The following is a 24,387-nucleotide window of genomic DNA, read 5'->3' as shown; positions in this document are numbered from 1 at the left end:
TATGTTTAAAGTTATCAAATGTAATGAATTAAATGAAAAATTGATAAACAAAAAAGTTGAAATAAATGCTTGGGTAAAAAAAATTAGACACCACGGAAAATTTACCTTTCTAAACATAAGAGATAGATATGAAAAAGCTCAAGTTCTAATAAATGAAGAGCACCTTTTAAAGATCTCAGAAAAAATAAAACTCGAATACTGCATTAAAATTCAAGGACTGCTAATAAAAAGACCTCCTAACATGATAAATGCAAATATGAAAACAGGATATTTTGAGATATTGGCAAAAAACATTGAAATTATCTCAAAGTGTAATGAATTGCCGTTTATGATAGAGGATGACAATAATGCAAGTGAAAGCTCAAAACTTGAATATAGATATTTAGACTTAAGAAGAGATTCCTTGAAAAATAAAATCATTTTAAGATGTCAGGCTACTCATCTTATTAGAAATTTTTTCATAAAAAGAAAATTTTTAGAGCTAGAAACTCCAACTTTTGTAAAATCAACTCCAGAAGGCGCAAGAGATTTTGTAATCCCATCAAGAATTCACAAAGGATCTTTTTATGCATTACCTCAATCTCCACAGCTTTACAAACAGCTTATAATGATAGCAGGATTTGATAAATACTTTCAAATAGCCCGTTGTTATAGAGACGAAGATTCAAGAGGAGATAGACAACCAGAGTTCACGCAGCTTGATCTTGAAATGAGCTTTATCAAAAAAGAAAATATTTTCAAATTAATAGAAAATATGCTTTTTTTAATATTTAAAAATTGCCTTAATATTTACTTACCTAAAAAATTCAAAAAAATAACATACAAAAAGGCAATGAACAAATATGGAAGCGATAAACCAGATACTAGATTTGAACTTGCATTACAAGATGTAAGTCGCAATCTAAAAAATTCAGAATTTAATATATTCAAAGATACTCTAAAAAACAAAGGTTCAATTAAAATTTTAATAGTAAAAGATAAAGCTGATAAGTTTTCAAGAACAAAAATAAATAATTTAGAAGAAATTGCAAAGCTTTACAAAACACAAGGACTTTATTTTACAAAAATTGAAAACAATAAATTTTCTGGAGGAATTGCAAAATTTTTAAAAACAGAAGAACAGCAATTAATAAAAACCTATTCTCTAGAAAATAATGACATAATTTTCTTTACAGCTAATAACAAGTGGGAAACTGCATGTAAAGCAATGGGTCAAATTAGAATAAAAATTGCAAACGATCTTGGACTAATAGATGAAAATAAATTTAAATTTCTATGGGTCTACGATTTTCCATTATTTGAATATGACGAAAATACAAAAACCTATACACCAGCTCACCACATGTTCTCCCTTCCCAAAAAGCGATATATTGCCAATTTAGAAAAAAATCCAAAAAAAACCATAGGGGAAATTTATGATCTTGTTTTAAATGGCGTAGAGCTTGGTTCAGGTTCAATTAGAATACATAATAAAGAGCTACAACAAAGAATTTTTAACATAATAGGATTTCAAAAAGAAAAAGCAGAAGATAGATTTGGATTTTTTCTAAAAGCATTAGAATATGGAGCTCCTAATCATGGTGGCATTGCTATTGGTATTGATAGGCTAATAATGCTGATGACAAAATCAACTTCAATAAAAGATGTAATACTGTTCCCTAAGAATTCTTTTGCAGCAAGCCCTCTTGATAATTCTCCTTCTAAAATCTCAAATGAACAACTCAAAGAACTGGGAATCAATATTGTTGCTGATGACACTTAATTCATAATATAGCTTATACCATACACATTTAAAATTATAAAAATCAGTTAATCCAAATCCTTGAAATTTTTCTAACCTGCTATTCTTTCGAGAAATTAAATCCCCAAGGATCAAGTTTAATTTTTCATAAACAACAAGCACTATAAAAACACATAAAGTCAATCTAAAGAAAAATGCTTTTTTAAAATTTAGAAACAATCTTATAATTGCTTACCTCTAAATCAAAACAATCTCATAAAAACAGCAATTAACAATAATTTTAAAAATAAATTAATATTTTATTTAAGTTTTGAAAAATAAACAAAAATAATAAAAAAGATACCTGATAAATAGTAGAAAAAATACATCAAATAATCAATAATTTTATAATTCAATATCTAAAATATAATAGAGCAATAAAAAAGCCGCTCAAAAAGCAGCTTGCAAATAAAAATTCACTAATTTTTATTTAATTCCTATTAATATTATTAAGATTTTTGCATGCAATCTTCACACGCTCCTTCATAGAAACCTCAGCTTCTCTTAACCAAACTCTTGGATCATAAAATTTCTTATTTGGAACATCAATGTCCTTACCATCTCCTAATTGACTTTGCAAACGACTTTCATTTTTTTTGTAATAATTTAAAACACCCTCCCAGGCAGCCCACTGCGTGTCTGTGTCAATGTTCATCTTTACAACACCATAAGAAAGTGCCTCATTAATCTCATCGATTGTAGATCCAGACCCCCCATGAAAAACATAAGAAACTGGCTTAGCAATATTTACTCCAGTTTTTGATATGACATAATCTTGACCATCTTTTAAAACTTTTGGAGTAAGCTTAACATTCCCTGGTTTATATACTCCATGAACATTTCCAAAAGCTGCTGCAATCTGAAAATTTGGGCTAACTTTTAAAAGCTCTGAATATCCATAATAAATATCCTCAGGAGTAGAAAATAGTTCATGCATAGCTCTATCTGAATTATCAACTCCATCCTCTTCCCCACCTGTAATTCCAAGCTCTATTTCTAAAAACATTTCAATTTTTGCCATTCTTTCTAAGAATTTTTTAGAAATTTCAATATTTTCTTTAATGGGCTCTTCTGATAAATCTAACATATGTGAAGAAAATAGTGGCTTTTTGTGCTGGCTATAGTACTTTTCACCATACTCTAAAAGTCCTTCAACCCAAGGAAGTAAATTTTTAGCACAATGATCAGTATGAAGCACAACAGGAACACCATAATGCTCTGCCATTAAATGAACATGCATAGCGCCAGAAATAGCTCCAACTATTGAAACTCCTTGCGGTTTTTCCATCTTTAATCCTTTCCCACAAATAAAAGCAGAACCACTATTAGAAAATTGTATCATAATAGGAGAATTAATTTCTTTTGCCGCCTCCAAAACTGCATTAATAGAATTTGTTCCTATACAATTAATAGAAGGGATAGCAAATCCTTCTTTTTTACATATTTCATATAAAGAATGTAGCTCTTCCCCATAAACCACACCTGGTTTAATCTTATCTAAAACACCCATTTATATAACTCCTTTCTATTTTATTTTTTCTTTTATCAAATGCCTATAATAATAAATTATACACCTAAGAATTAAAATTGAATTTAAATCAATCAATAATTAATTATTAAAACAAAAGCAAATATAAAATTTATTAAAAATCTATCATTCTGCATAAAAAAGTTTAAAGTCAAACCTTCTTGGTAGACTCTAACATTTTATACCACTGTGAAAATTCTTTTATTCCTTCTTTAATAGAAATTTTAGCCTCATACCCCACATCATTTTTAAGCTTTAAAATATCACAACAGCTTTCCACAACATCTGCTTTTTGCATAGGCATATAATTTTTTAAGGCCTTTTTATCAAAATTTGCTTCAAGCTCTCTAATAAAATCTAGCAATTTAGTTGCGTGTCCAGTTCCTATATTATATATTCTGTAAGGGAAAGAAGATGTTGACGAATTTGGATTTTTAACGTCAAAATTACAATCACTCTTAGCCGGATTTTTCAACACCTTGTAAACACCATCTGCAATATCGCTCACATATGTAAAATCCCTGGCCATATTTCCATTGTTAAAAATATTAATGGGTTTATCATTTTTAATTCCATCTGAAAATAAATATAAAGCCATATCGGGCCTTCCATAGGTTCCATAAACCGTAAAAAATCTAAGCCCTGTTGTAGGAATATTAAAAGACGCACTATAAGCATGCGCTATCATCTCATTAGATTTTTTACTAGCTGCATATAAATTTAAAGGGTGATCTGTAATAGAATCTTCACTAGACGGTATATTTTCATTTATACCATAAACCGATGATGTTGAAGCATAAACAAAATGTTTGATGTTCTCTTTATAAACTCTACATACGTCTAAAACATTAAAAAACCCAACAATATTTATTGAAACATAGCTATCAGGATTTTCAAGACTATCTCTAATACCTGCTTGAGCAGCCAAATGACAAACATGCGTAAATTTATGCTCTTTAAAAAGTTCTAACAGTTTATCTTTATTTAGTATATCAATATAAGCAAAAGATAAATTATTATATTTTTCACTCTTAATAATCTTACGGGTTTTGACATCCTTAGAACAAAAACCTAAAGCCTCTAACCTTTCATGCTTAAATTTGAGGTCATAATAATCATTTAATACATCTATGCCTAAAACTTCATGCCCTTTTTCTACAAGCTTTTTAGCTACATGAAATCCAATAAAACCTGCAATTCCGGTTAAAAAAATCTTCATACTATTATTCCTCTTTAAAATTCAACACAAAGTAGTACCATAAATTTATTTTTTAAAACCAATATCTCTTTTTTGATAACTGCGAGAATTATTGATACCAAACCTATTGTTTCTAACATAAGAGACTCTTATTCTTTTTATATTTCCATCTCCTTCGCTTTCAGTTTTTATGTCACTATAACGATTTAAAGTTGTATGAACAATTCTTCTTTCAAAAGGATTCATTGATGGCAACAAAATAGAACGCCTGGTTCTTTTGACTTTATGAAAAGAATTTATTGCTAAATTAATAAACCTAGATTTAAATCGCTCTCTATAATCTCCAATATCCAATATGACCCTATTAAAAGCACTATTTTCACCAATAAGCTTAGAGGCATAAACATTTGTTAAAAGCTGTAAAGAATCTAAATTTTTACCCTCTCGTCCAATCAAAATATTTGGACTATCTGTCTCAATAGAAATCTTAACATATCCCCCTTCTTTGGGCTCTATTGTCAAATGTACAGAATATCCCATTTTAATTAGCATTTCTTTTACAAATTCTAAAATTTTATCACAAATTTCATCACCAATTTTAATTTCAAAGCCGCCTTTTTTAGCCTCCTTTACATGAGGAGAAACCCTTATTTTAATCATTTCTTTCTTAAATAAAAATCCAACTCTTTCTTTATCTAAAATTTCTACATCAAACTCACCTTCTTTTAATTCTAGATCTCTCATTGCCTTCTTTATTGCTTCTTGTTCGGTTTTTCCGTAAAATTCATAGCTCATATTATTCCCCCTTTAAGACAAATGCATCTTTATATAGTATTGCTGCAAAATAGTAAAAATATTTGTTGTAATCCAATATATCAAAAGCCCTGATGGCATATTATAAAGTATGAAAAAAAACATAATGGGCATTCCAAAATACAAAAACTTCTGCTGCGCTCCAAGATTTTTTAAATCCATATTAGAGCTAACAATTGTAGATCCCAATTGAGTAAACATCATAATAAAAGGCAAAATTCTAATATCGGTCCAAGAAACAAAATGAAGCTTATATCCAAAATGATATACACTGTCACCGATAGATAAATCATCAATCCATCCTGGAATAAAGCTAGCTCCTCTTAAAAAAAATAAATTATTTACAAGTGAATAAAGAGCAAAAAATATAGGAAGCTGCAAAATTACAGGAAGACACCCTCCAAGAGGATTAACTCCTTCTTCTTTATAAAGCTTTCCCATCTCTTCATTCAACTTCTTAGGATCATGCTTAAACTTTACTTGAAGCTCTTTAATCTTGGGTTGAAGCTTGGAAAGCTCCGCAGTAGCTCTAAATCCCTTAAATGTCAAAGGGAATATAAGTATTCTAACAACAATTGTCAAAAAAATAATTGAAAGTCCCCAATTAGGTATAACATCATAAAAAACTTGCATCACCATTTGCATAGGAACTTGAATCAAATACCACAAACTCTTTTCAACTGACATTCCAAAAGCAATATCAGACAAACCAAAGGTATTGTCATCATTCTTGTCAAAAACATCTAGATACCTATTATCCTTAGGTCCAGCATAAATAAAAAACTCATCACTAACATTTTTTTTATTTCCAATATTATTGGTAATAAACGATTTAAGAATTCCTCTTTCCTTCTTAAACTCAACTTCCATATTTTCTTTACAAACTAACACCCCAAAATACTTAGTACTAGAACCAATCCATCTAGGATTGTTAATCCTTAGACCATCTTTACCATATTTAAGCTTATTGTCATAATAAATTATTTGAGACAAATAATTATTATATTGTAGCTTTGCTTTATCGCTAAGCCTTTCAACCTCAGAACTAAAAATAATTTTATAAGAATCAATATCAAATAAGCTATAATCCTCAAGACCATTTACAGTAACTTTAAATTTCAGCAAGTATTCATTTTTTTTCGAAAATGTATACCTCTTTACATATTCATAAGTTTTACCATTATTTTTAAAATAAGCTTTAAATTCATGATTAAAATCATCTATCTTTTTATACAAAAACAAATCCTCTACTAAATAGTCAAAACTAACACCGAAAAAAATTTCATTTTTGTAATCAATATTAATCAAATCTGTAGGATCTTTTTCCAAATTCAAATGATTTTTAAGCTTCAATGAAACCAAATTTCCTCCAAATGTCGAAAAAGTAGCAACATATATCCCTGTTTCCACAACAATATCTTTAGACTTATTAATCAAGTCTAAGTCATTACTTTTACTTAAAAACATTTCGTTATCATCAAAATTTTTGTTTAAATCAAACTGCAATTCTTTGTAAGAAGACTTAGAACTTAAAATGTTTGAAGAAAAAATATCATTAATAAGCATAAAAAGACCTATTAAAAATAAAGACAAATAAACCGTTCTTAAAATTCTTCTACTTTGATTCACTTATGCTCCGCCCCTTTAACACCATTAAAACCAAACTTTTCATAAGAGATTCAATACTAAAATAAGTCAAAGCTAACCTATTGCAAGAAACTACAAAAATAATATCCAAAGCCACGTCTTCTAATAATTCCAATCTTTTCCTAAAAGCTTCTTTAAAAAGCCTTCTAATGCGATTCCTTTTAACAGAACTCCTAAAACCTTTAGAAAAGGTAACAAGAAGCCTAGAATAAATCAAACCATTTGATTTATAAAACATTTTAAGATTAAGATTGCTAAATCTAATTAGATTACCTTCTTTGAAAATTTTTTGAATTTCTATTTTTGATTTTAGACTAATATTTCTTTTTCTCATCAGAAACAGTTAATTTTATCCTTCCTTTAGCCCTTCGCCTTGAAAGAATAAGTCTTCCACCTTTAGTTTTCATTCTAGCTCTAAACCCAAATCTTCTATTTCTTTTAACACGACTGGGCTGATAAGTCCTTTTCAAAATGCTCCTCCATTAAAAATAATTTCCAGCTACTAAGCTACAAATTGAACACTACCATGGTATAGCATATAAATACGATTGTCAATAATAATTACTTTACCAAAACCTTTATATCTATTATTTTGATCCCTGTTAATTCTTTTATTAAATTTATTATCTTTGCCTTATTAATTAATATACTATATAAAATACTTGAATTGCTTGCCTCTAGAAAAAGAACCTGCTCATTTTTAAAATCTAAAAATTTTACATCATCTGACAAAGCCTTAAAGATCTGATTCCATTTATCAGCAATCAATAATTTTGAACTTATTTTTTTATTAACAAGCAAATTAGATTCTAAATAATCTTTAATAACATTGCCTATTTTTTTAAAAGCAGAATCATTCATAGCAATTTCTTATACCACAATGCAAAAACAACATTAATAAACTTAGAAAAACTTATTTCAATATTCAAAATAGCATTAATAATTCACTTTAACCTAAAGACATCGGCATTATCAAGTGTATAAAATTAAAATTTTCAGGTTCACTTAATTTTAATACATTGCCTGAATTAAATTGTATTTCTATCTTTGAAGTTTCAAAAACACTAATAGCTTCAACAAAATATGAAATATTAATAGCCATAACCTCATCTGTTCCGTCATATAGATAGTTCGGATCTTTGATAAAAAATTCACCTTTTCTTCCAGTAATCAAATCTTCTCCAAGAAGTCTTAATTGAAACTCAGAAAAAGTTAAAACCAACTTTTTTGACTTATCAACATATAAATTTACTCTTGCAAGTCTATCTTTTAGAATGCCTAGTGAAACCAAAGATTTGTTTTTCTGCTCTTTAGGTACAATGCTCTTGTAATCCGGATAATTACCATTAATTAAACTGCAAGCTATTTTATAATTATCAAATTCAACATAAAATTTTTTATCTGAAGACTTTATTTTAACCATACCTTCTCCTGACATAAGATGTTTTAAAAAATTAAATATTTTTACAGGAACTATAAAATTCACATCTTCTTCAACTATGACTTCTGTTTTACAAATGGACATTCTGTGACCATTTGTAGAAACAAGTAATAATTTAGAATCTTCATCTTTTGTAAAATACACACCATTTAATACATTTTTGGACTCATCAAAGTGTGCTGAAAAAGCTATTCTATTTATTGCTTTTTTAAAAGATTTTTGTTTTATTTCAATTTCAAAAGTGTAATCTTCATTAACCATATCATAATTGTAATTTTCTATTTCTTCGTATGAAAAGGTGGGTTCTTTTAAATGATCTTCATGTTCTTCTTTTTCATCTTTTAATTCTCCCATAATTTCCAATTTACTATTATTTTCATTAAAAACTATTTTAATTTTCTTATAAAAACTGAATGCCTTTACTGCGTCATAAAAATTCGAAGCATTGATTAATACCTTGAAATCTGTTTCTGAAACAATTGAAATTGTGCTTTCAAAAAATATATTTCTGTCTGTTGATTTGATTATGAGCTTAGATTCTTTTACCTCGATTAGTAATGCACTCCAAATGTCATTCATGTTCCTGTTCAAGATTATTCCCTTTGCTTTTTCTATCTCATTTATAATTTGATTTGTTTCGCAGATAAAAAATGTGTTATTTAGCATGATACCTCCTAATATATTTTATTACATTTTATCTTTATAAGATTTTATAGTCTTTTTATTTTTAGTTTTTATAGATATATATAGTAGTAATAGTAGTAATTCTATGTTTGATTGTTCAATTGTGCTTAATGTTTTGTAACATAAAGAAATATCTTGTAGAATTATAAGTTGTTTTTTGTTGTATTTTTGATAAATTATTTGTTCCAATTGTTTAAAAGAATTTCCAATTTTTCAATTAAGTTTAATTTTTTTTTATTTTGTTCATAAGTTCTGTGATTAAATTGTTAATTTCTTTGTCATTATTTCTGTCTCTATCTATTTTATTTATCGAATAAAGTACTGTTGAATGGGTTTTTCCTCCAATAATTTTTCCAATTTCAACTGTTGATAGCCCTGTAAAATTTCTCAAAAGGTACGCATAAATATGTCTAGCTTTTGTTATTTCTGGTTTTTTACTATGACCTTCAATATCTTTGTGTGTAATTTTTAGTTCTCTTAAGAGTATTTTTTTTATATTTTCTATATTAATTTTATTGCTTGGTTCATTGGTTGTTTCTTTTTCGTAAATTATTATTTCTTTGATTATTTTTTCAACAATATCAATGTCAATTTCTATATTGTCTAAATCTATATATGCTTTTAGTTTTGTTACAGCAGCTTCTAGGTCTCTTACATTTGTTGTAACTTTTTGAGCAACCAGATTTAGTATATTTTTAGGAACCCTTATGCCGTCCTCTTCTGCTTTTTTTTCAACAATAGCTACTCTGAGTTCAAAATTAGGTTTTGATATATCAACATTTAGTCCCCTTGTGAATCTGCTTTTTAGTCGATCTGTAAAATTTGTAAGCTCAGAAGGAGGTCGGTCACATGTAAATACTAATTGTTTATTGTCTTCGTAAAGGGCATTAAATGTGTGAAAAAGCTCTTCTTGTATACCTTCTTTTTTTTGCAAGTCATGGATATCGTCTATAAGCAGCATATCTAAGTATCTGTACTTTTTTTTAAATTTTTTTGTTTCGTGTGTCTTTATACTTTCTACAAATTCATTTAAAAAATTTTCAGCAGTAACGTATAATATTTTGAGGTTATGATGCAATTCTTCTGTTTTGTTTCCTATGCTTTGAAGCAAATGTGTTTTTCCAAGTCCAACTCCACCGTAAATTAAACATGGATTATATTTTTTTCCAGGATTTTTTGAGATTGACAAGCTGGCGCTGTATGCAAGTTTATTATTTGGCCCTATGATAAAATTTTCAAATGTATATCTTTTTTTAAGAAAAGGATTTTTAAAATTTGTAGGCTCTTCTTCTTTTTTGATATACATTTTTATACGATCTTGAATGCTTTGAATTGGTTCTTTAGAAAGTGTGTTTTCTTTGAGCTTGTCAAAATTTGGAAAAGTTTCGTTAAATATTGTTTTTTTGCTTTCCTGTTTGTTAGAATGGGTTTTAGGTGGTTGATTTGTAAATACAATGACTACGTTATTGTAGCCATTGTTTATGAGGATTTCTTTAATTTTTTTTGTAAATCTTTTTTCTATTTGATTTTTATGAAATAAGTTTGGAGTAGATATTTTAATATTGTCGCCTATTGATTCTAAAAAGCACAAATTTTCAAACCAAACATAAAACTCTTCTTCTGATAATTCTTTTTTTATTTCCGTTAAAATCAAGCTCCATATATTTTTTGATTTTTCCATTTTTTGTCCTTGTTGGTTTTAGTAGTATACTTTTAATATTATATAGTATAATGTTAAATTAGGATTCTATCTAAATTATTTGTGAGTTTTTAAAAGTTTTTGGTATTGTGTGTGTAATAGATATTATTTTTTTTTTAATGTAGAATTTATCTGTGTCTAGATTTTGATTAAATGAATGGAAGGTTTATGAATTATGTTGCTAGTAACATTCAGGTCTTAAAAGGACTTGAGGCTGTTAGGAAAAGGCCTGGCATGTATATAGGCTCTGTTTCTGTTAATGGGTTGCACCATTTGGTTTATGAGATAGTTGACAACAGTATTGATGAAGCTTTAGCTGGGTTTTGTGATAGAATAGATGTTGTTATTAATTTAGATAATACCATAACTGTAATTGATAATGGGAGAGGGATTCCTACCGATATTCATGAAGAGGAAGGCATTAGTGCTCTTGAGCTTGTTTTAACAAAACTACATTCTGGTGGTAAGTTTAATAAAGGCACCTATAAAGTTTCTGGAGGGCTTCATGGTGTTGGAATTTCGGTTGTAAATGCTTTGTCTTCGTTTTTAGAGGTTTATGTTAATAGAGATGGAAAAATTTTTAGGCAAACTTTTTCAAAAGGCATTCCAACTTCTAAAGTAGAAGTTGTGGGGGAATCTTCTATTACAGGAACCAAGGTTACTTTTTTAGCAGATTCTGAAATTTTTGAAACTCTAGATTATAATTATGATGTTCTCGAAAAAAGGCTTAAAGAGCTTGCTTTTTTAAACGATAAAATATGCATTTCAATTGAAGATAAAAGATCTGGTAAAGAAAAATCTTCAAAATTTTATTTTGAAGGTGGGATAAAATCTTTTGTAGATTATTTAACTAATGACAGTAAAGCTTTTCAATTAGAACCTTATTATATTGATGGTTTTATTAATGATGTTATTGTTAATGTAGGGCTTAAATGGACTGAAAGCTATTCTGACAATATTCTTTCTTTTGTTAATAACATTAATACAAGAGAAGGCGGGACTCATGTTATGGGCTTTAGAAGTGGACTTACTAAGGCTATGAACGAAGCTTTTAAAAATTCAAAAATAAGTAAAAAAGATGTTCCAAATCTTACAGGAGATGATTTTAAAGAGGGGCTTACAGCTGTTATTTCTGTTAAAGTTCCAGAACCTCAATTTGAAGGTCAAACAAAGAGTAAGCTTGGTAATTCTGAGATAAGAAAAATAGTTGAGGTTGTTGTATATGAGCATTTATTGGAAATTATTAATTTAAATCCTTTAGAGATAGACACTATTCTTGGAAAAGCAATAAAAGCTGCTCGTGCTCGTGAGGCTGCAAGAAAAGCAAGAGAATCAGAAAGAAAAAAAAATGCATTTGAAAGCTTAGCGTTGCCTGGAAAATTAGCTGATTGTGCTTCTAAAAATCCTTTAGAAAGAGAGATCTATATTGTAGAAGGTGATTCTGCTGGAGGAAGTGCTAAAATGGGTAGAAATAGATATTTTCAGGCCATTTTGCCATTATGGGGGAAAATGCTTAATGTTGAGAAAACAAGAGAAGATAAGGTAATTACAAATGATAAGCTTATTCCCATAATTGCATCTCTTGGTGCAGGAGTTGGTAAAACTTTTGACATTACAAAACTTCGTTATCACAAGGTCATTATTATGGCAGATGCTGATGTTGATGGATCTCATATTAGAACTTTGCTTTTAGCTTTTTTCTTTAGATATATGAGAGATTTAATTGAAAACGGCTATATATATATAGCTATGCCGCCTCTTTATAAAATAAAGCATGACAATCGTATTTATTATTTTTATAATGAGAAAGAAAAAGAAATATTTTTAGATTCTATTGAAACTAAAAATCGTAATAGTATTTCTATTCAGAGATATAAAGGGCTTGGGGAGATGAATCCAACTCAGCTTTGGGAAACGACTATGGATCCTGCTAGAAGAAAAATGAGATTGATGAATATAGACGATGCTGTTGAGGCTGAAAAAATTTTTGTTACTCTTATGGGAGATTTAGTTGAGCCTAGAAAAGAATTTATTGAACAGAATGCACTTAATGTAATTAATCTTGATGTGTAATTGGAGTGTTAATGGCAGTTGGAGAAAATAAAGAACAAATATTAAATGTTAAGATAGAAGATGAAATAAAAACGTCTTATTTAAATTATGCAATGTCAGTTATTGTTTCCAGAGCTCTTCCAGATGTAAGAGATGGTCTTAAGCCAGTTCACAGGAGAATACTTTATTCTATGTATGAGATGGGACTTCGTTCTGATAAAGCTTTTAAAAAAGCTGGTAGAATAGTGGGGGATGTTCTTGGAAAATATCATCCTCATGGAGATCAATCAATTTATGATGCTCTTGTAAGACTTGCTCAAGATTTTTCACTTAGATATCCTGTAATACGGGGACAGGGAAATTTTGGATCTATTGACGGAGATCCTCCTGCTGCTATGCGATATACTGAAGCTAAAATGGAAAGAATAACTGAATATATTGTTAAAGATATAGATAAAGAGACTGTTAATTTTAAGTCTAATTATGACGATTCTTTAAGTGAGCCTGAGATTATGCCTTCATCATTTCCATTTCTTTTGGTAAATGGCTCTAGTGGAATTGCTGTTGGAATGGCTACTAATATGGCGCCTCACAACCTAAGGGAAATTTGTGATGCTATTGTTTATATGTTGGATAATGAGAATGTTTCTATATTTGATTTGCTCAAGATAGTCAAAGGTCCTGATTTTCCAACTTTTGGAGAGATTGTTTATAATGATAATTTAATTAAAGCATACAAAACTGGCAAGGGAAGTGTTGTTATTAGGGCAAGATATCATATTGAAGAAAGAGCAGAAGATAGAAATGCTATAATTGTTACAGAAATACCTTATACGGTAAATAAATCTGCACTTCTTATGAAAGTTGCGTTTTTAGCAAAAGAAGAAAAGCTAGAAGGACTTTTAGATATAAGAGATGAGTCTGATAGAGAGGGCATTAGAATAGTTCTTGAAGTTAAAAGAGGATTTGATCCTCATGTTATTATGAATTTGCTTTATGAATATACTGAATTTAAGAAGCATTTTAGTATAAATAATTTAGCTCTTGTTAATGGTATTCCCAAGCAGTTAAATTTGGAAGAATTATTATTTGAATTTATTGATCATAGAAAAAATATTATCGAAAGACGTATTGAATTTGACTTGAGAAAGGCAAAAGAGAAGGCACATGTTCTTGAAGGATTAGATATTGCTTTAAATAATATAGATGAGGTTATTAAGATTATTAAATCATCTAAATTAGCAAAAGATGCAAAGGAAAGGCTTGTTTCAAATTTTGGTCTTTCAGAGATTCAGGCCAATTCAGTTCTTGATATGAAGTTACAAAAACTTACAGCTCTTGAGATTTTTAAGCTTGAAGAGGAGCTTAATATACTTTTAAGCTTAATAAAAGATTATGAAGATATTCTCTTGAATCCAGCAAGGATTATTAATATTATAAGAGAAGAAACTATTAATTTAGGTTTGAAATTTGGCGATGAACGTCGAACTAAAATAATTTATGATGAGGAGGTTTTAAAAACTAGTATGTCGGATTTAATGCAAAAAGAAAATATTGTTGTTATGCTTACAAAGAAAGGTTTCCTTAAAAGACTTTCACAAAATGAGTATAAGTTGCAAGGTACGGGGGGAAAAGGTCTAAGTTCTTTTGATCTAAATGATGGAGATGAGATTGTTATTGCTTTGTGTGTCAATACTCATGATTATTTATTTATGATTTCAAATGAAGGAAAGCTTTATTTAATCAATGCTTATGAAATAAAAGATTCTTCAAGAGCTTCAAAAGGCCAAAATATTAGTGAGCTTATTAATTTGGGAGATCAAGAAGAAATATTAACTATTAAGAATAGTAAGGATTTTACCGATGATGCTTATTTATTGCTTACAACTGCAAGTGGAAAGATAGCTAGATTTGAATCTACAGATTTTAAAGCAGTAAAGTCACGAGGTGTTATTGTTATTAAACTTAATGATAAAGATTTTGTTACAAGTGCAGAGATTGTTTTTAAAGATGAAAAAGTAATTTGTCTTTCTAAAAAGGGTAGTGCATTTATATTTAATTCAAGGGACGTTAGGCTTACTAATAGAGGGACCCAAGGTGTTTGTGGGATGAAATTAAAAGAAGGTGATTTGTTTGTTAAAGTTTTGGCGGTTAGAGAAAATCCTTATCTTTTGATTATTTCTGAAAATGGGTATGGGAAAAGATTAGATATGTCTAAAATATCTGAGCTTAAAAGAGGAGCCACTGGTTATACTAGTTATAAAAAATCTGATAAAAAAGCAGGTAGTGTTGTTGATGCTATACCAGTTTCAGAGGATGATGAAATTTTGCTTGTAAGTAAACGTTCAAAAGCTTTAAGAACAGTAGCTGGAAAAGTATCTGAACAAGGTAAGGATGCTAGAGGGATTCAAGTATTATCTCTTGATAATGATAGTTTGATTTCTGTTTCAAAATTTATTAAATAAAGAATTGGTTTTTCTTATTTAAGAATGTTCCACGTGGAACATTCTTTTTTTTTATTCTTAAATTGTAATTCAATATTATAACCTGGTAAAATTTTTTGTTGTAGGAGGTCCTGATAATATGGATGGAGTTTTTAAAATGATAGATATTCAACTTTTAGATATTGATAATGATCAGCCAAGGAAATCTTTTAGTCTTGTTGAATTAGAAGAATTAAGCATTTCCATAAAAGAAAATGGAATTTTACAACCCATAATTGTTTGTAAAGCAGATGATAGATATAAAATAATAGTAGGAGAAAGAAGATTTAGGGCTGCTAAACTGATTCAGATGACAAATATTCCTGTTATTGAGGTTGACATAAAAGAATCTTGTAGGGATTTTATGCCTTTGGTTGAAAATATTCAAAGAGAAAATTTTACGCCTGTTGAGGAGGCTTATGCCTATAAAAATGTAATGAATAAATATTCTTTAACTCAAAAGGATTTATCTGAAAAAATTGGTAAAAGTAGGACCTATATTTCAAATTTAGTTAGGATTTTAGATCTTGAGCAAGAAATATTAAATGCAGTGCATAGGAAAGAAATTTCTTTTGGGCATGCTAAAGTTATTTTATCCTTAAAAGACAAGCAAGACAGGTATAATCTTTATTTAATGATGCTGAAAAAAAAATTTTCTGTAAGAGATGCAGAAAAATATGTTAAAAATTTTTACAAATCCACAGTTAAAAAAAAGGAACTAGACCAAGATCCTTTTTTAAGCAATATAAAAGAATTTTTATTTGATAAAATCCAAACAAAAATAGATATTAAAGGTAATCAAAATAAAGGCAAAATAGAGATAGAGTATTTTACTTCGGGTGATTTAAGAAGAATTGTTTCCTTTTTTGGTCATATTAGCTAAATTGTTTTTATAATTTAAAGAATGTAAAATATCTTTTCTTAATTTTATGATAGTTTTTATTTTTTAGGAATTTGTCGCAATACATAAATTTTTTAAGTTTGTTTTTAAAATTTTTTAGTTTTTATAAAGAAATATCGGGATTTAAATGAAGGTTAAAGTTTATATTTTGTTATTTATAGTTAAATTTAAAAGTAAAAAATAATCTAATATTTAAAAAATGAACAATAAGAATATATAAAATATATTCTTATTAGCTTAGTTGTAAATTTAGATAGAATTGTTTTTAATATATTTTATTTTTTTCTTTATTTCCAAAATAGAATGAAAAAATAATTTTAAGTTTTCTTGCTTTAATTTGTTAAATTCGATATTTTTAAATTCTTTTATATTTTTTAATATAAAATCTAATGCTTCTTTTATGTCGTTTTCATATTTTTCATTTTTTTTGAGTAGTGATTTGTGTGTATCCTTTAAATCAAAACTTTTTTTATAAACAATTTTAAATTCTTTTAAAGAATTTATTTTACCATTTAGAACTTCGGTTTTTAAAATAGATGGACAAGATTTTTTAGATATTTCATATGATAATGATAAGGGTAATTTTTCTATAGTGAGCTGCTTGTCGGAATTTTCGATAAGCAGATTGTATCTTGATATTAAAGCATAAACCTTGTCTTTTTTAAATCCCATACTTTTGAACCACTGATAAAAAAGTCCGTTATATTGATTGTTTCCTTTTAATTTGTCTTGAGCATCTTTGAGTATCTTTCCAATTTTTGTATAAGTGTTATTGAAAATATTGAAAATTTCATATTGCTTTGTTTTTAAAAAATCAGAAATATCTTTATCTAGCTTATTGTAGTCAAAGCTTTTTCTTTCAATTGAAATAATTTCTTTTTTTTCGATATTTTCTGAATTATTTGAAGATGTTTCTAATTTTTTCCCCATTAAGAACATTAAAGTTTCTAAATTGTCAGACATAGCTATTCCTTAATTTTATTTATTATCTCTTTTGAGAGCTCTAAGAAATCTTTTGCAGCATTGCTTTCTCTGTCATATTCATATACGGGCATTTTTGCTTCTTGAGATTTTGAAATGGTTATATTTTTCCTTATTTTTGTATTTAAAAGTTTTTCTTTAAAAACTTTTTTTAACGAGCTTATATATTTTTCTTTACTTTTGTTTCTTATATCGTATTTATTTATAAAAACGCCCGCAATCTCTAAATTTTTATTTATTTGCTTTACTGTATTTATTGTATCTATTAGTTGATTTATGCCTTCAAATGCAAAAAATTCTGTTTCAATTGGTATTAATAAATAATTGCTTGCAATAAGAGCGTTTATAGTTAATATTGAAAGCGTAGGAGGGCAATCAATAATAATAAAATCATATTTATCTTTTTTATACAGCGTTAATGCATTTTTTAAAAAAGTTTCTCTTGAAAGTTCATTTATTAATTCTTTTTCGAGCAAAGCTAATTTAATGCTAGAAGGAATTATATCTAATTTAAAATGATTTAAAGGTTTGACCTTTATTTTTTTATTAATAAGCTCATAACTTGAGTTTTCGGCTATATGCTCTGAGATGTTTGTGCCGCTAGTAGAGTTTCCTTGTGAATCAATATCTATTAAAAGAATTTTTTTATCAAGTAGGGTCATTGAATAAGAAATATTAATGGCGCTTGTGGTTTTTCCTACGCCTCCTTTTTGATTGATTACAGATATTATTTTCATATAAATTTTCTCTTTTTATTTGGTTTTGTTTTTATATTTTAAAACATAAATGGTAAAAATAATAATACTTTAAATTAGTTTTTAAATATTTGATTGTTTGACATATATATATTATTCTTTATGAAACTTTAAAATTTCTTAAATTAAGCCATTTTCTATAAAAAATTCTGATATTTTTTGTTTATTTTTTGTTTTGAATGTAATTGAAGTTTTTATTTTGTTTGAAAAGTTTGAATCTAAGATTTCTATTTCAAGTTTATTTTTCATTTTCAATAGTGAATTGTATTGGTTGTAATTTAAATTTAAGCTTAAAATTTCTAATTCCTCTTTTTCTATTATAGGTGTATTCTTGATAGCTTCTTTGGCAGACTTGTAATATGCTTTGATTAATCCTCCTCTGCCAAGCAAAGTGCCCCCAAAATATCGTAATGTGATTATTAAGGTATCAGTTAAATTATTATGTATTATGGCATCCAATGTGGGTTTTCCAGCTGTTAAATTAGGCTCTCTGTCATCACTCATTCCATTTAGGAATGAGTTCTTGTTTCCAATTCTAAATCCATAAACCACATGCGTAGCATTTTTAAATTTTATTTTATATTTTTTAATAGTTTTATTTATGTCGTCTTTTTTTTCAATATTAAAAATATATGAAACAAATATAGATTTTTTTATTTCGATTTTAGAATTACTATTAGTTTTTGGCACGAATATCATATAACGTAAGTATACTATCTTTTTAGATATTGCAGTATTTATTGTTTATGTATATTATTAATAGTGTTTGTTTTTATTATTGATTGTTGTAAATATCCAGAAAAGAGGTAAAAATGATATCAGGCTTGAATCCAACATTAAGGTTGTTCAAAGATCATAAAATACTTTATTCTAATATGGAAAGGGGATTAAAGCCCCTTTTAGAAGTAGATAATTTTATCAATAAATATATCCAGAATAAAGAGGGACTTGAAATTTATGATAAAGTTGTGGGCAAGGCGGCAGCCGTTATTATTTATAATATAGGGCTTCAAAATGTTCAAGCTGGGGTTGTTTCTCAACCTGCAAAGGATTTTTTAGAAAGCAGAGGAATAAAAGTGGCTTATAAAAAATTGGTGGAAAAAATAAATGATAGAGCAGAAAGCTTGATTGAAAGCTTGGAAAATCCTGAAGAGGTTTATAAATATATGATTAAAAGAGGAATTATAGTCAATAATTTATAAATTATGAAAATAATTGGGCTATGTTTTATCTAACTATGTGATTTTGAGTATACAGTGATAATGAGAGCTATATTGTATATTAATATTATTAAATTTCCCCAATTTAGGTAAAAATTGCTTTTATCATAGTTGAAGATCCAAATTCCAGCATAAACACCCAAAAATCCTCCTATAGAAGATGTAAACATAATTAAATTAGGTTTGATTGTATGTTGATTAATTTTGTTTTGATTTTCTTTAGCATCACGCTGTTCGGTAAATTTGCTATCAATAAAAATCATGGCAAAACCTACAAGAGTAATGCATAGAAAATAAATCATAAATATTTTTCTAATTAATGCAAACATAAATTTTCCCTTTCTTTTAACTTTTTAATCACTAATACTTAATGATATAACTAAATGTAATACAAAAGCAAGTATTTTGATAGATATATAAAATATAGCTTATATCTTATTCTTGTATTTAGTAAGTAAAGGATTTTAGATTTTTATCATTTAAAAAAAAGATGCTTTTAATATATTTATTTTTGGTTTTTGGAGGAATTAAAAGGAGCTATGTTATATATTGTTGGTACGCCAATAGGCAATTTAGAAGATATTACTTATAGAGCAATTGATGTTTTAAAATCGGTAAATGTCATATTTGCAGAAGATACGAGGGTTACTAGTAAACTTTTATTGCGATATAAAATTAATAAAAAAATGATTTCTTGTAATGCCATAACAGAAAATAAGAAGATAAATTTACTATTGGATTATTTGGCAAAAGGAGATTCTGTTGCTTTTGTTAGTGACGCTGGTACTCCAGGGCTTAGTGATCCTGGCAGTTTGTTAGTTGCTGCTGCTTTTAGAGAGGGGTACAAAGTTTATCCAATTCCTGGAGTAAGCTCTTTTAATACAATTGTAAGTGTTAATCCTTTTAGAGATAAATCAGTGCTTTTTGAGGGGTTTTTGCCTAACAAAGGTCTTAAAAGATTTAAAAGAATTGCTGAGTTATATAAAAGGGGTGATGCATTTGTTCTGCTTGAATCTGGTCATAGAATTTTGAAATTGCTTGTTGAAATTTCTTCTGTTAGTTTAGATGCGAAGATTCTTATTGGTCGCGAGATGACAAAAATTTATGAAGAATATCAAATTGGTAAGCCTTTAGAATTAAAAAAATATTTTGAATCGAGCAAGGAGAGGGTTAAAGGAGAATTTACTATTTTAGTCAGCAGGAGTCATTCATAATAAATGTTTTTTGCTTAGATGTCAAAAATTTATTTATTATTGATTTTACCCGATTGATTTATTGTGTTATACTTGAATTTTAATAGGGGTTTTTATGAAAATTTATTTAGCTTCTCCATTTTTTAAGGAAGAGGAAATTAAGCTAAGGGATGAGGTTTTGAAATTTCTTGAAGAGTTTAATTTAGATGTATTTTCTCCAGAGCATCATGCTGTCAAAAAGATGGGATTGCTTGAAAAGGTTGATTATAAGTTTGCAAATAGAGATATAAGAGAGAAGATAAGAGAGATAGATTTAAAAGAGCTAGTTAGTAGCGATATTGTTTTAGCTTTGGTTAATTATGTTGATTCGGGTACGGCCTATGAGAGAGGATTTGCCTTTGCTAAAAAAATACCAAGTATAGATTTTTTTAAAGATAAGCAAGATTCTGATTTTTATAATTTAATGTATAGTGATTGTACTGCGGCTTTTTCTAATTACAAGGATCTTAGGGAAGGAATTTTGACTTTTAAAGAACTGTGGATTAAGTTTAAAGGAGATAATGAGAATTTCAGAACTTTTTTTGATTATTTAAAAGCTAAATTAGGAAATAAATTGAAAAAAATTTTTACAACCTTACCTGTTAATGAAAAATGTGGTTGTTAATGCTTTTATCATGGTTTTTAATAAAAATTTATTTTTTTGCATTTTATATTAATAAAATAATGCAAAGGTATTGACAATATGATTCTTCTTTTGTTAAAGTATTAAAGGTTGAAATGATTATTGGAAGATGAGAGAAGGGAAGAGTTAAGTAAGGTTAAAAGCCAAAAGAATAAGCAAAACCTGTTAATTTTTTTAAATAAAAAATAAGAATAACGAAGAGTTTGATCCTGGCTTAGAACTAACGCTGGCAGTGCGTCTTAAGCATGCAAGTCAAACGGGATGTAGCAATACATTCAGTGGCGAACGGGTGAGTAACGCGTGGATGATCTACCTATGAGATGGGGATAACTATTAGAAATAGTAGCTAATACCGAATAAGGTCAATTAATTTGTTAATTGATGAAAGGAAGCCTTTAAAGCTTCGCTTGTAGATGAGTCTGCGTCTTATTAGCTAGTTGGTGGGGTAAATGCCTACCAAGGCGATGATAAGTAACCGGCCTGAGAGGGTGAACGGTCACACTGGAACTGAGATACGGTCCAGACTCCTACGGGAGGCAGCAGCTAAGAATCTTCCGCAATGGGCGAAAGCCTGACGGAGCGACACTGCGTGAATGAAGAAGGTCGAAAGATTGTAAAATTCTTTTATAAATGAGGAATAAGCTTTGTAGGAAATGACAAAGTGATGACGTTAATTTATGAATAAGCCCCGGCTAATTACGTGCCAGCAGCCGCGGTAATACGTAAGGGGCGAGCGTTGTTCGGGATTATTGGGCGTAAAGGGTGAGTAGGCGGATATATAAGTCTATGCATAAAATACCACAGCTCAACTGTGGAGCTATGTTGGAAACTATATGTCTAGAGTCTGATAGAGGAAGTTAGAATTTCTGGTGTAAGGGTGGAATCTGTTGATATCAGGAAGAATACCGGAGGCGAAGGCGAACTTCTGGGTCAAGACTGACGCTGAGTCACGAAAGCGTAGGGAGCAAACAGGATTAGATACCCTGGTAGTCTACGCTGTAAACGATGCACACTTGGTGTTAACTAAAAGTTAGTACCGAAGCTAACGCGTTAAGTGTGCCGCCTGGGGAGTATGCTCGCAAGAGTGAAACTCAAAGGAATTGACGGGGGCCCGCACAAGCGGTGGAGCATGTGGTTTAATTCGATGATACGCGAGGAACCTTACCAGGGCTTGACATATATAGGATATAGTTAGAGATAATTATTCCCCGTTTGGGGTCTATATACAGGTGCTGCATGGTTGTCGTCAGCTCGTGCTGTGAGGTGTTGGGTTAAGTCCCGCAACGAGCGCAACCCTTGTTATCTGTTACCAGCATGTAATGGTGGGGACTCAGATAAGACTGCCGGTGATAAGTCGGAGGAAGGTGAGGATGACGTCAAATCATCATGGCCCTTATGTCCTGGGCTACACACGTGCTACAATGGCCTGTACAAAGCGAAGCGAAGCAGTGATGTGAAGCAAAACGCATAAAGCAGGTCTCAGTCCGGATTGAAGTCTGAAACTCGACTTCATGAAGTTGGAATCGCTAGTAATCGTATATCAGAATGATACGGTGAATACGTTCTCGGGCCTTGTACACACCGCCCGTCACACCACCCGAGTTGAGGATACCCGAAGCTATTATTCTAACCCGCAAGGGAGGAAGGTATTTAAGGTATGTTTAGTGAGGGGGGTGAAGTCGTAACAAGGTAGCCGTACTGGAAAGTGCGGCTGGATCACCTCCTTTCTAAGAGAAAGATAAACTAAGGCTAATTCCATTAACTCTTCCCTGCTCTTTTCTTTTGATAAAAGAGTTTTAAAACCATTGTTGCTTCTGTAGGTTTAATAGAAGTTTGTATATTAAATTTTTTATTGTTGATATTAAAGAGCTTTATTAAACTTATATTTAGATCATTTTGGGGGTTTAGCTCAGTTGGCTAGAGCATCGGCTTTGCAAGCCGAGGGTCAAGGGTTCGAGTCCCTTAACCTCCATTGGGTATGTGCCTTAGATTGTGATTAAATATGTTGTCAAACAAATTAGATAAATGCTAAAATAATTATTGTAAGATAAGATATAGGAAGTTAGAACCTGTTTATATTAAGTAAAATGTTTAGAAATGAGGACAAGTTTCTTATAAGGGTCAACGTTGTTTTACTAAGGCACAAGGATTGGGTAGGATTATATTTTTCAGAAAGCCTATTTTATAAACGGTCTGCATTAATTTCCAACTAAAAGCTAATAATAAAGATCGTTAAGCTTGATGCCTGGGTTGGGCAAGTCTTGTAACGAGCAGCAATTCTTTTTGTCGTTATCGGTATGTGTAATGGTGGGGACTCAGATAAGACTGTCGGTGATAAGTCGTAGGAAGGTGGGGATGACGTCAAATCATCATGGCCCTTATGTCCTGGGCTACACACGTGCTACAATGGGCCTGTGCGAAGCAAAACAGTAATGTTGGCAAGGCCCATAAATCAGGTCTCAGTCCGGATTGAAGTCTGAACTCGACTTCATGAAGTTGGAATCGCTAGTAATCGTATATCAGAATGATATGGTGAATACGTTCTCGGGCTTTGTACACACTACCCGAGTTGGGGATACCCGAAGCTATTATTCTAACCCGCAAGGGAGGAAGGTATTTAAGGTATGTTTAGTAGGGGGTGAAGTCATAACAAGATATTATAGTATATCTGGGTCAACCCCTTTATAATAGAAAGATAAATTAAGGCCAATTTTATTAACTCTTCTCTGTATTTTTATTTTGATTAAAAAGTTTTTGAAGTCAAGGTAAATTTTTGGTTTGAAATTTATAAAAAATAAATTTTTAGCAATTATTTAATATTGCATAACTTTATATTAAATTTTATTAATAGTAAGTATGATTTTAAATCTAATGGAATGGTAATTATCAATTTTAAAAATTGAGATTATATTGTAATACAGTATAATCATCAATATCGAAATTAAGTAAACATTTTTTGTAGTTATGATTGGATTTTGAAACAATGGACTAAATTGGGACCAGGATGAGTTGAACATCCGACCTCAGGTTTATCAGACCTGCGCTCTAACCACCTGAGCTATGATCCCTTAAGCATATTAATTCTTTACAAATTTTATTTAAATCTTCTGACTTTGTCAATATCTCTTATATCTTAAAAAGGCATAAGAGATATTGCGTATAGTTTATAATTTTTTATATATTTATTAATGTTCGATATTTTAGATTAATATTTTTATATAAACTGATTTAAGCTGTATTATTTCAAATTTTTAAATTTTTTTATTGCTTTAGAAGTATAGATTAAGGGGCATTCTAAAAAGCGCTATAATTGATTCATTGCGTATGATC

20 protein-coding genes, 2 tRNA genes and 1 rRNA gene are annotated in these 24,387 nt (G+C 29.2%); 9 read left to right on the top strand and 14 right to left on the bottom strand.

The genetic code is table 11. From position 1 onward, the window contains the following. Position 1 precedes the first annotated feature (1 nt). Positions 2-1,762, top strand: coding sequence for an aspartate--tRNA ligase (gene aspS, locus Bmayo_RS02230; protein ID WP_075552125.1), 1,761 nt, complete (start codon positions 2-4; stop codon positions 1,760-1,762). Between the two features lie 448 nt (positions 1,763-2,210). Here aspS and fbaA read toward each other — a convergent pair whose 3' ends face one another. The 9 genes from fbaA to dnaA all read right to left on the bottom strand — a co-directional run bounded on the left by fbaA (position 2,211) and on the right by dnaA (position 10,772). Further along, entirely contained in the window at positions 2,211-3,290 is a 1,080-nt protein-coding gene (fbaA, locus tag Bmayo_RS02225) for a class II fructose-bisphosphate aldolase (protein ID WP_075552124.1), read from the bottom strand. 169 nt (positions 3,291-3,459) lie between these two features. Next, on the bottom strand, positions 3,460-4,527 hold the full coding sequence (locus Bmayo_RS02220; protein WP_075552123.1) for an NAD-dependent epimerase: 1,068 nt from the start codon (positions 4,525-4,527) through the stop codon (positions 3,460-3,462). Positions 4,528-4,572: 45 nt separating this feature from the next. Continuing rightward, positions 4,573-5,301, bottom strand: a complete 729-nt coding sequence (gene jag / locus Bmayo_RS02215) for an RNA-binding cell elongation regulator Jag/EloR (protein WP_075552122.1) — start codon at positions 5,299-5,301, stop codon at positions 4,573-4,575. Positions 5,302-5,313: 12 nt separating this feature from the next. After that, complete coding sequence (gene yidC / locus Bmayo_RS02210; protein WP_075552121.1) at positions 5,314-6,948, bottom strand: membrane protein insertase YidC; 1,635 nt, start codon at positions 6,946-6,948, stop codon at positions 5,314-5,316. Further along, the gene (gene rnpA / locus Bmayo_RS02205) at positions 6,935-7,300 is read right to left on the bottom strand and encodes a ribonuclease P protein component (protein WP_075552120.1); all 366 of its coding nucleotides are present in this window, start codon (positions 7,298-7,300) and stop codon (positions 6,935-6,937) included. Before rnpA ends, yidC begins: the two co-directional genes overlap by 14 nt. Then, entirely contained in the window at positions 7,281-7,436 is a 156-nt protein-coding gene (rpmH, locus tag Bmayo_RS02200; RefSeq protein WP_075552119.1) for a 50S ribosomal protein L34, read from the bottom strand. The genes rnpA and rpmH overlap by 20 nt, the downstream gene beginning before the upstream one ends. Before the next feature lie 91 nt (positions 7,437-7,527). Beyond that, positions 7,528-7,827: a hypothetical protein gene (locus Bmayo_RS02195; protein WP_075552118.1), complete on the bottom strand. Its 300-nt coding sequence runs from the start codon at positions 7,825-7,827 to the stop codon at positions 7,528-7,530. Positions 7,828-7,915: 88 nt separating this feature from the next. Continuing rightward, the gene (gene dnaN, locus Bmayo_RS02190; protein ID WP_075552117.1) at positions 7,916-9,073 is read right to left on the bottom strand and encodes a DNA polymerase III subunit beta; all 1,158 of its coding nucleotides are present in this window, start codon (positions 9,071-9,073) and stop codon (positions 7,916-7,918) included. Between the two features lie 241 nt (positions 9,074-9,314). Next, on the bottom strand, positions 9,315-10,772 hold the full coding sequence (gene dnaA, locus Bmayo_RS02185) for a chromosomal replication initiator protein DnaA (RefSeq protein ID WP_075552116.1): 1,458 nt from the start codon (positions 10,770-10,772) through the stop codon (positions 9,315-9,317). A gap of 186 nt (positions 10,773-10,958) precedes the next feature. Here dnaA and gyrB point away from each other — a divergent pair, with 186 nt between their 5' ends. From gyrB to Bmayo_RS02170, 3 genes are all read left to right on the top strand, one after another. Further along, complete coding sequence (gene gyrB / locus Bmayo_RS02180) at positions 10,959-12,863, top strand: DNA topoisomerase (ATP-hydrolyzing) subunit B (protein WP_075552115.1); 1,905 nt, start codon at positions 10,959-10,961, stop codon at positions 12,861-12,863. 11 nt (positions 12,864-12,874) lie between these two features. Continuing rightward, positions 12,875-15,307, top strand: coding sequence for a DNA topoisomerase (ATP-hydrolyzing) subunit A (gene gyrA / locus Bmayo_RS02175; protein ID WP_075552114.1), 2,433 nt, complete (start codon positions 12,875-12,877; stop codon positions 15,305-15,307). 118 nt (positions 15,308-15,425) lie between these two features. Beyond that, positions 15,426-16,208: a ParB/RepB/Spo0J family partition protein gene (locus Bmayo_RS02170; protein ID WP_075552113.1), complete on the top strand. Its 783-nt coding sequence runs from the start codon at positions 15,426-15,428 to the stop codon at positions 16,206-16,208. Positions 16,209-16,475: 267 nt separating this feature from the next. Here the strand turns inward: Bmayo_RS02170 and Bmayo_RS02165 are convergent, their stop codons facing one another. The 3 genes from Bmayo_RS02165 to Bmayo_RS02155 form a co-directional block, all read right to left on the bottom strand. Further along, entirely contained in the window at positions 16,476-17,189 is a 714-nt protein-coding gene (locus Bmayo_RS02165) for a hypothetical protein (protein ID WP_075552112.1), read from the bottom strand. A gap of 2 nt (positions 17,190-17,191) precedes the next feature. Next, positions 17,192-17,944, bottom strand: a complete 753-nt coding sequence (locus Bmayo_RS02160; RefSeq protein WP_075552111.1) for a ParA family protein — start codon at positions 17,942-17,944, stop codon at positions 17,192-17,194. 138 nt (positions 17,945-18,082) lie between these two features. Then, complete coding sequence (locus Bmayo_RS02155) at positions 18,083-18,661, bottom strand: YigZ family protein (RefSeq protein ID WP_075552110.1); 579 nt, start codon at positions 18,659-18,661, stop codon at positions 18,083-18,085. A 113-nt stretch (positions 18,662-18,774) separates the two neighbouring features. On the opposite strand from Bmayo_RS02155, the gene Bmayo_RS02150 reads away from it, so the two are divergent. After that, positions 18,775-19,164: a DUF1893 domain-containing protein gene (locus Bmayo_RS02150; protein WP_002557021.1), complete on the top strand. Its 390-nt coding sequence runs from the start codon at positions 18,775-18,777 to the stop codon at positions 19,162-19,164. A 29-nt stretch (positions 19,165-19,193) separates the two neighbouring features. Here the strand turns inward: Bmayo_RS02150 and Bmayo_RS02145 are convergent, their stop codons facing one another. After that, a complete protein-coding gene (locus tag Bmayo_RS02145) occupies positions 19,194-19,511 on the bottom strand; it encodes a hypothetical protein (protein ID WP_075552109.1) in 318 nt (105 codons plus the stop codon). A gap of 210 nt (positions 19,512-19,721) precedes the next feature. Between Bmayo_RS02145 and rsmI the strand changes: the two genes are divergently transcribed. The 4 genes from rsmI to Bmayo_RS02125 all read left to right on the top strand — a co-directional run bounded on the left by rsmI (position 19,722) and on the right by Bmayo_RS02125 (position 23,029). Next, positions 19,722-20,396 (top strand): 16S rRNA (cytidine(1402)-2'-O)-methyltransferase, encoded by a 675-nt coding sequence (gene rsmI / locus Bmayo_RS02140; RefSeq protein WP_075552108.1) that lies wholly within the window; start codon positions 19,722-19,724, stop codon positions 20,394-20,396. Positions 20,397-20,490: 94 nt separating this feature from the next. Continuing rightward, positions 20,491-21,039 carry a 2'-deoxyribosyltransferase gene (locus Bmayo_RS02135; protein ID WP_075552107.1) on the top strand — a complete coding sequence of 183 codons (549 nt, stop codon included), beginning with the start codon at positions 20,491-20,493 and terminating at the stop codon, positions 21,037-21,039. A 209-nt stretch (positions 21,040-21,248) separates the two neighbouring features. Then, positions 21,249-22,784: ribosomal RNA gene (locus Bmayo_RS02130) — 16S ribosomal RNA — on the top strand. Positions 22,785-22,955: 171 nt separating this feature from the next. After that, positions 22,956-23,029, top strand: a tRNA-Ala gene (locus Bmayo_RS02125). A gap of 1,022 nt (positions 23,030-24,051) precedes the next feature. Here Bmayo_RS02125 and Bmayo_RS02120 read toward each other — a convergent pair. Next, positions 24,052-24,125 (bottom strand) — tRNA-Ile (locus Bmayo_RS02120). Between the last annotated feature and the right edge of the window lie 262 nt (positions 24,126-24,387).

Origin of the sequence: Borreliella mayonii, assembly GCF_001945665.1 — a bacterium.
Taxonomy (GTDB): Bacteria; Spirochaetota; Spirochaetia; order Borreliales; family Borreliaceae; genus Borreliella; species Borreliella mayonii.
The sequence above is the reverse complement of the archived record's forward strand: the minus strand, read 5'-3'. Positions and strand labels throughout refer to the sequence as shown.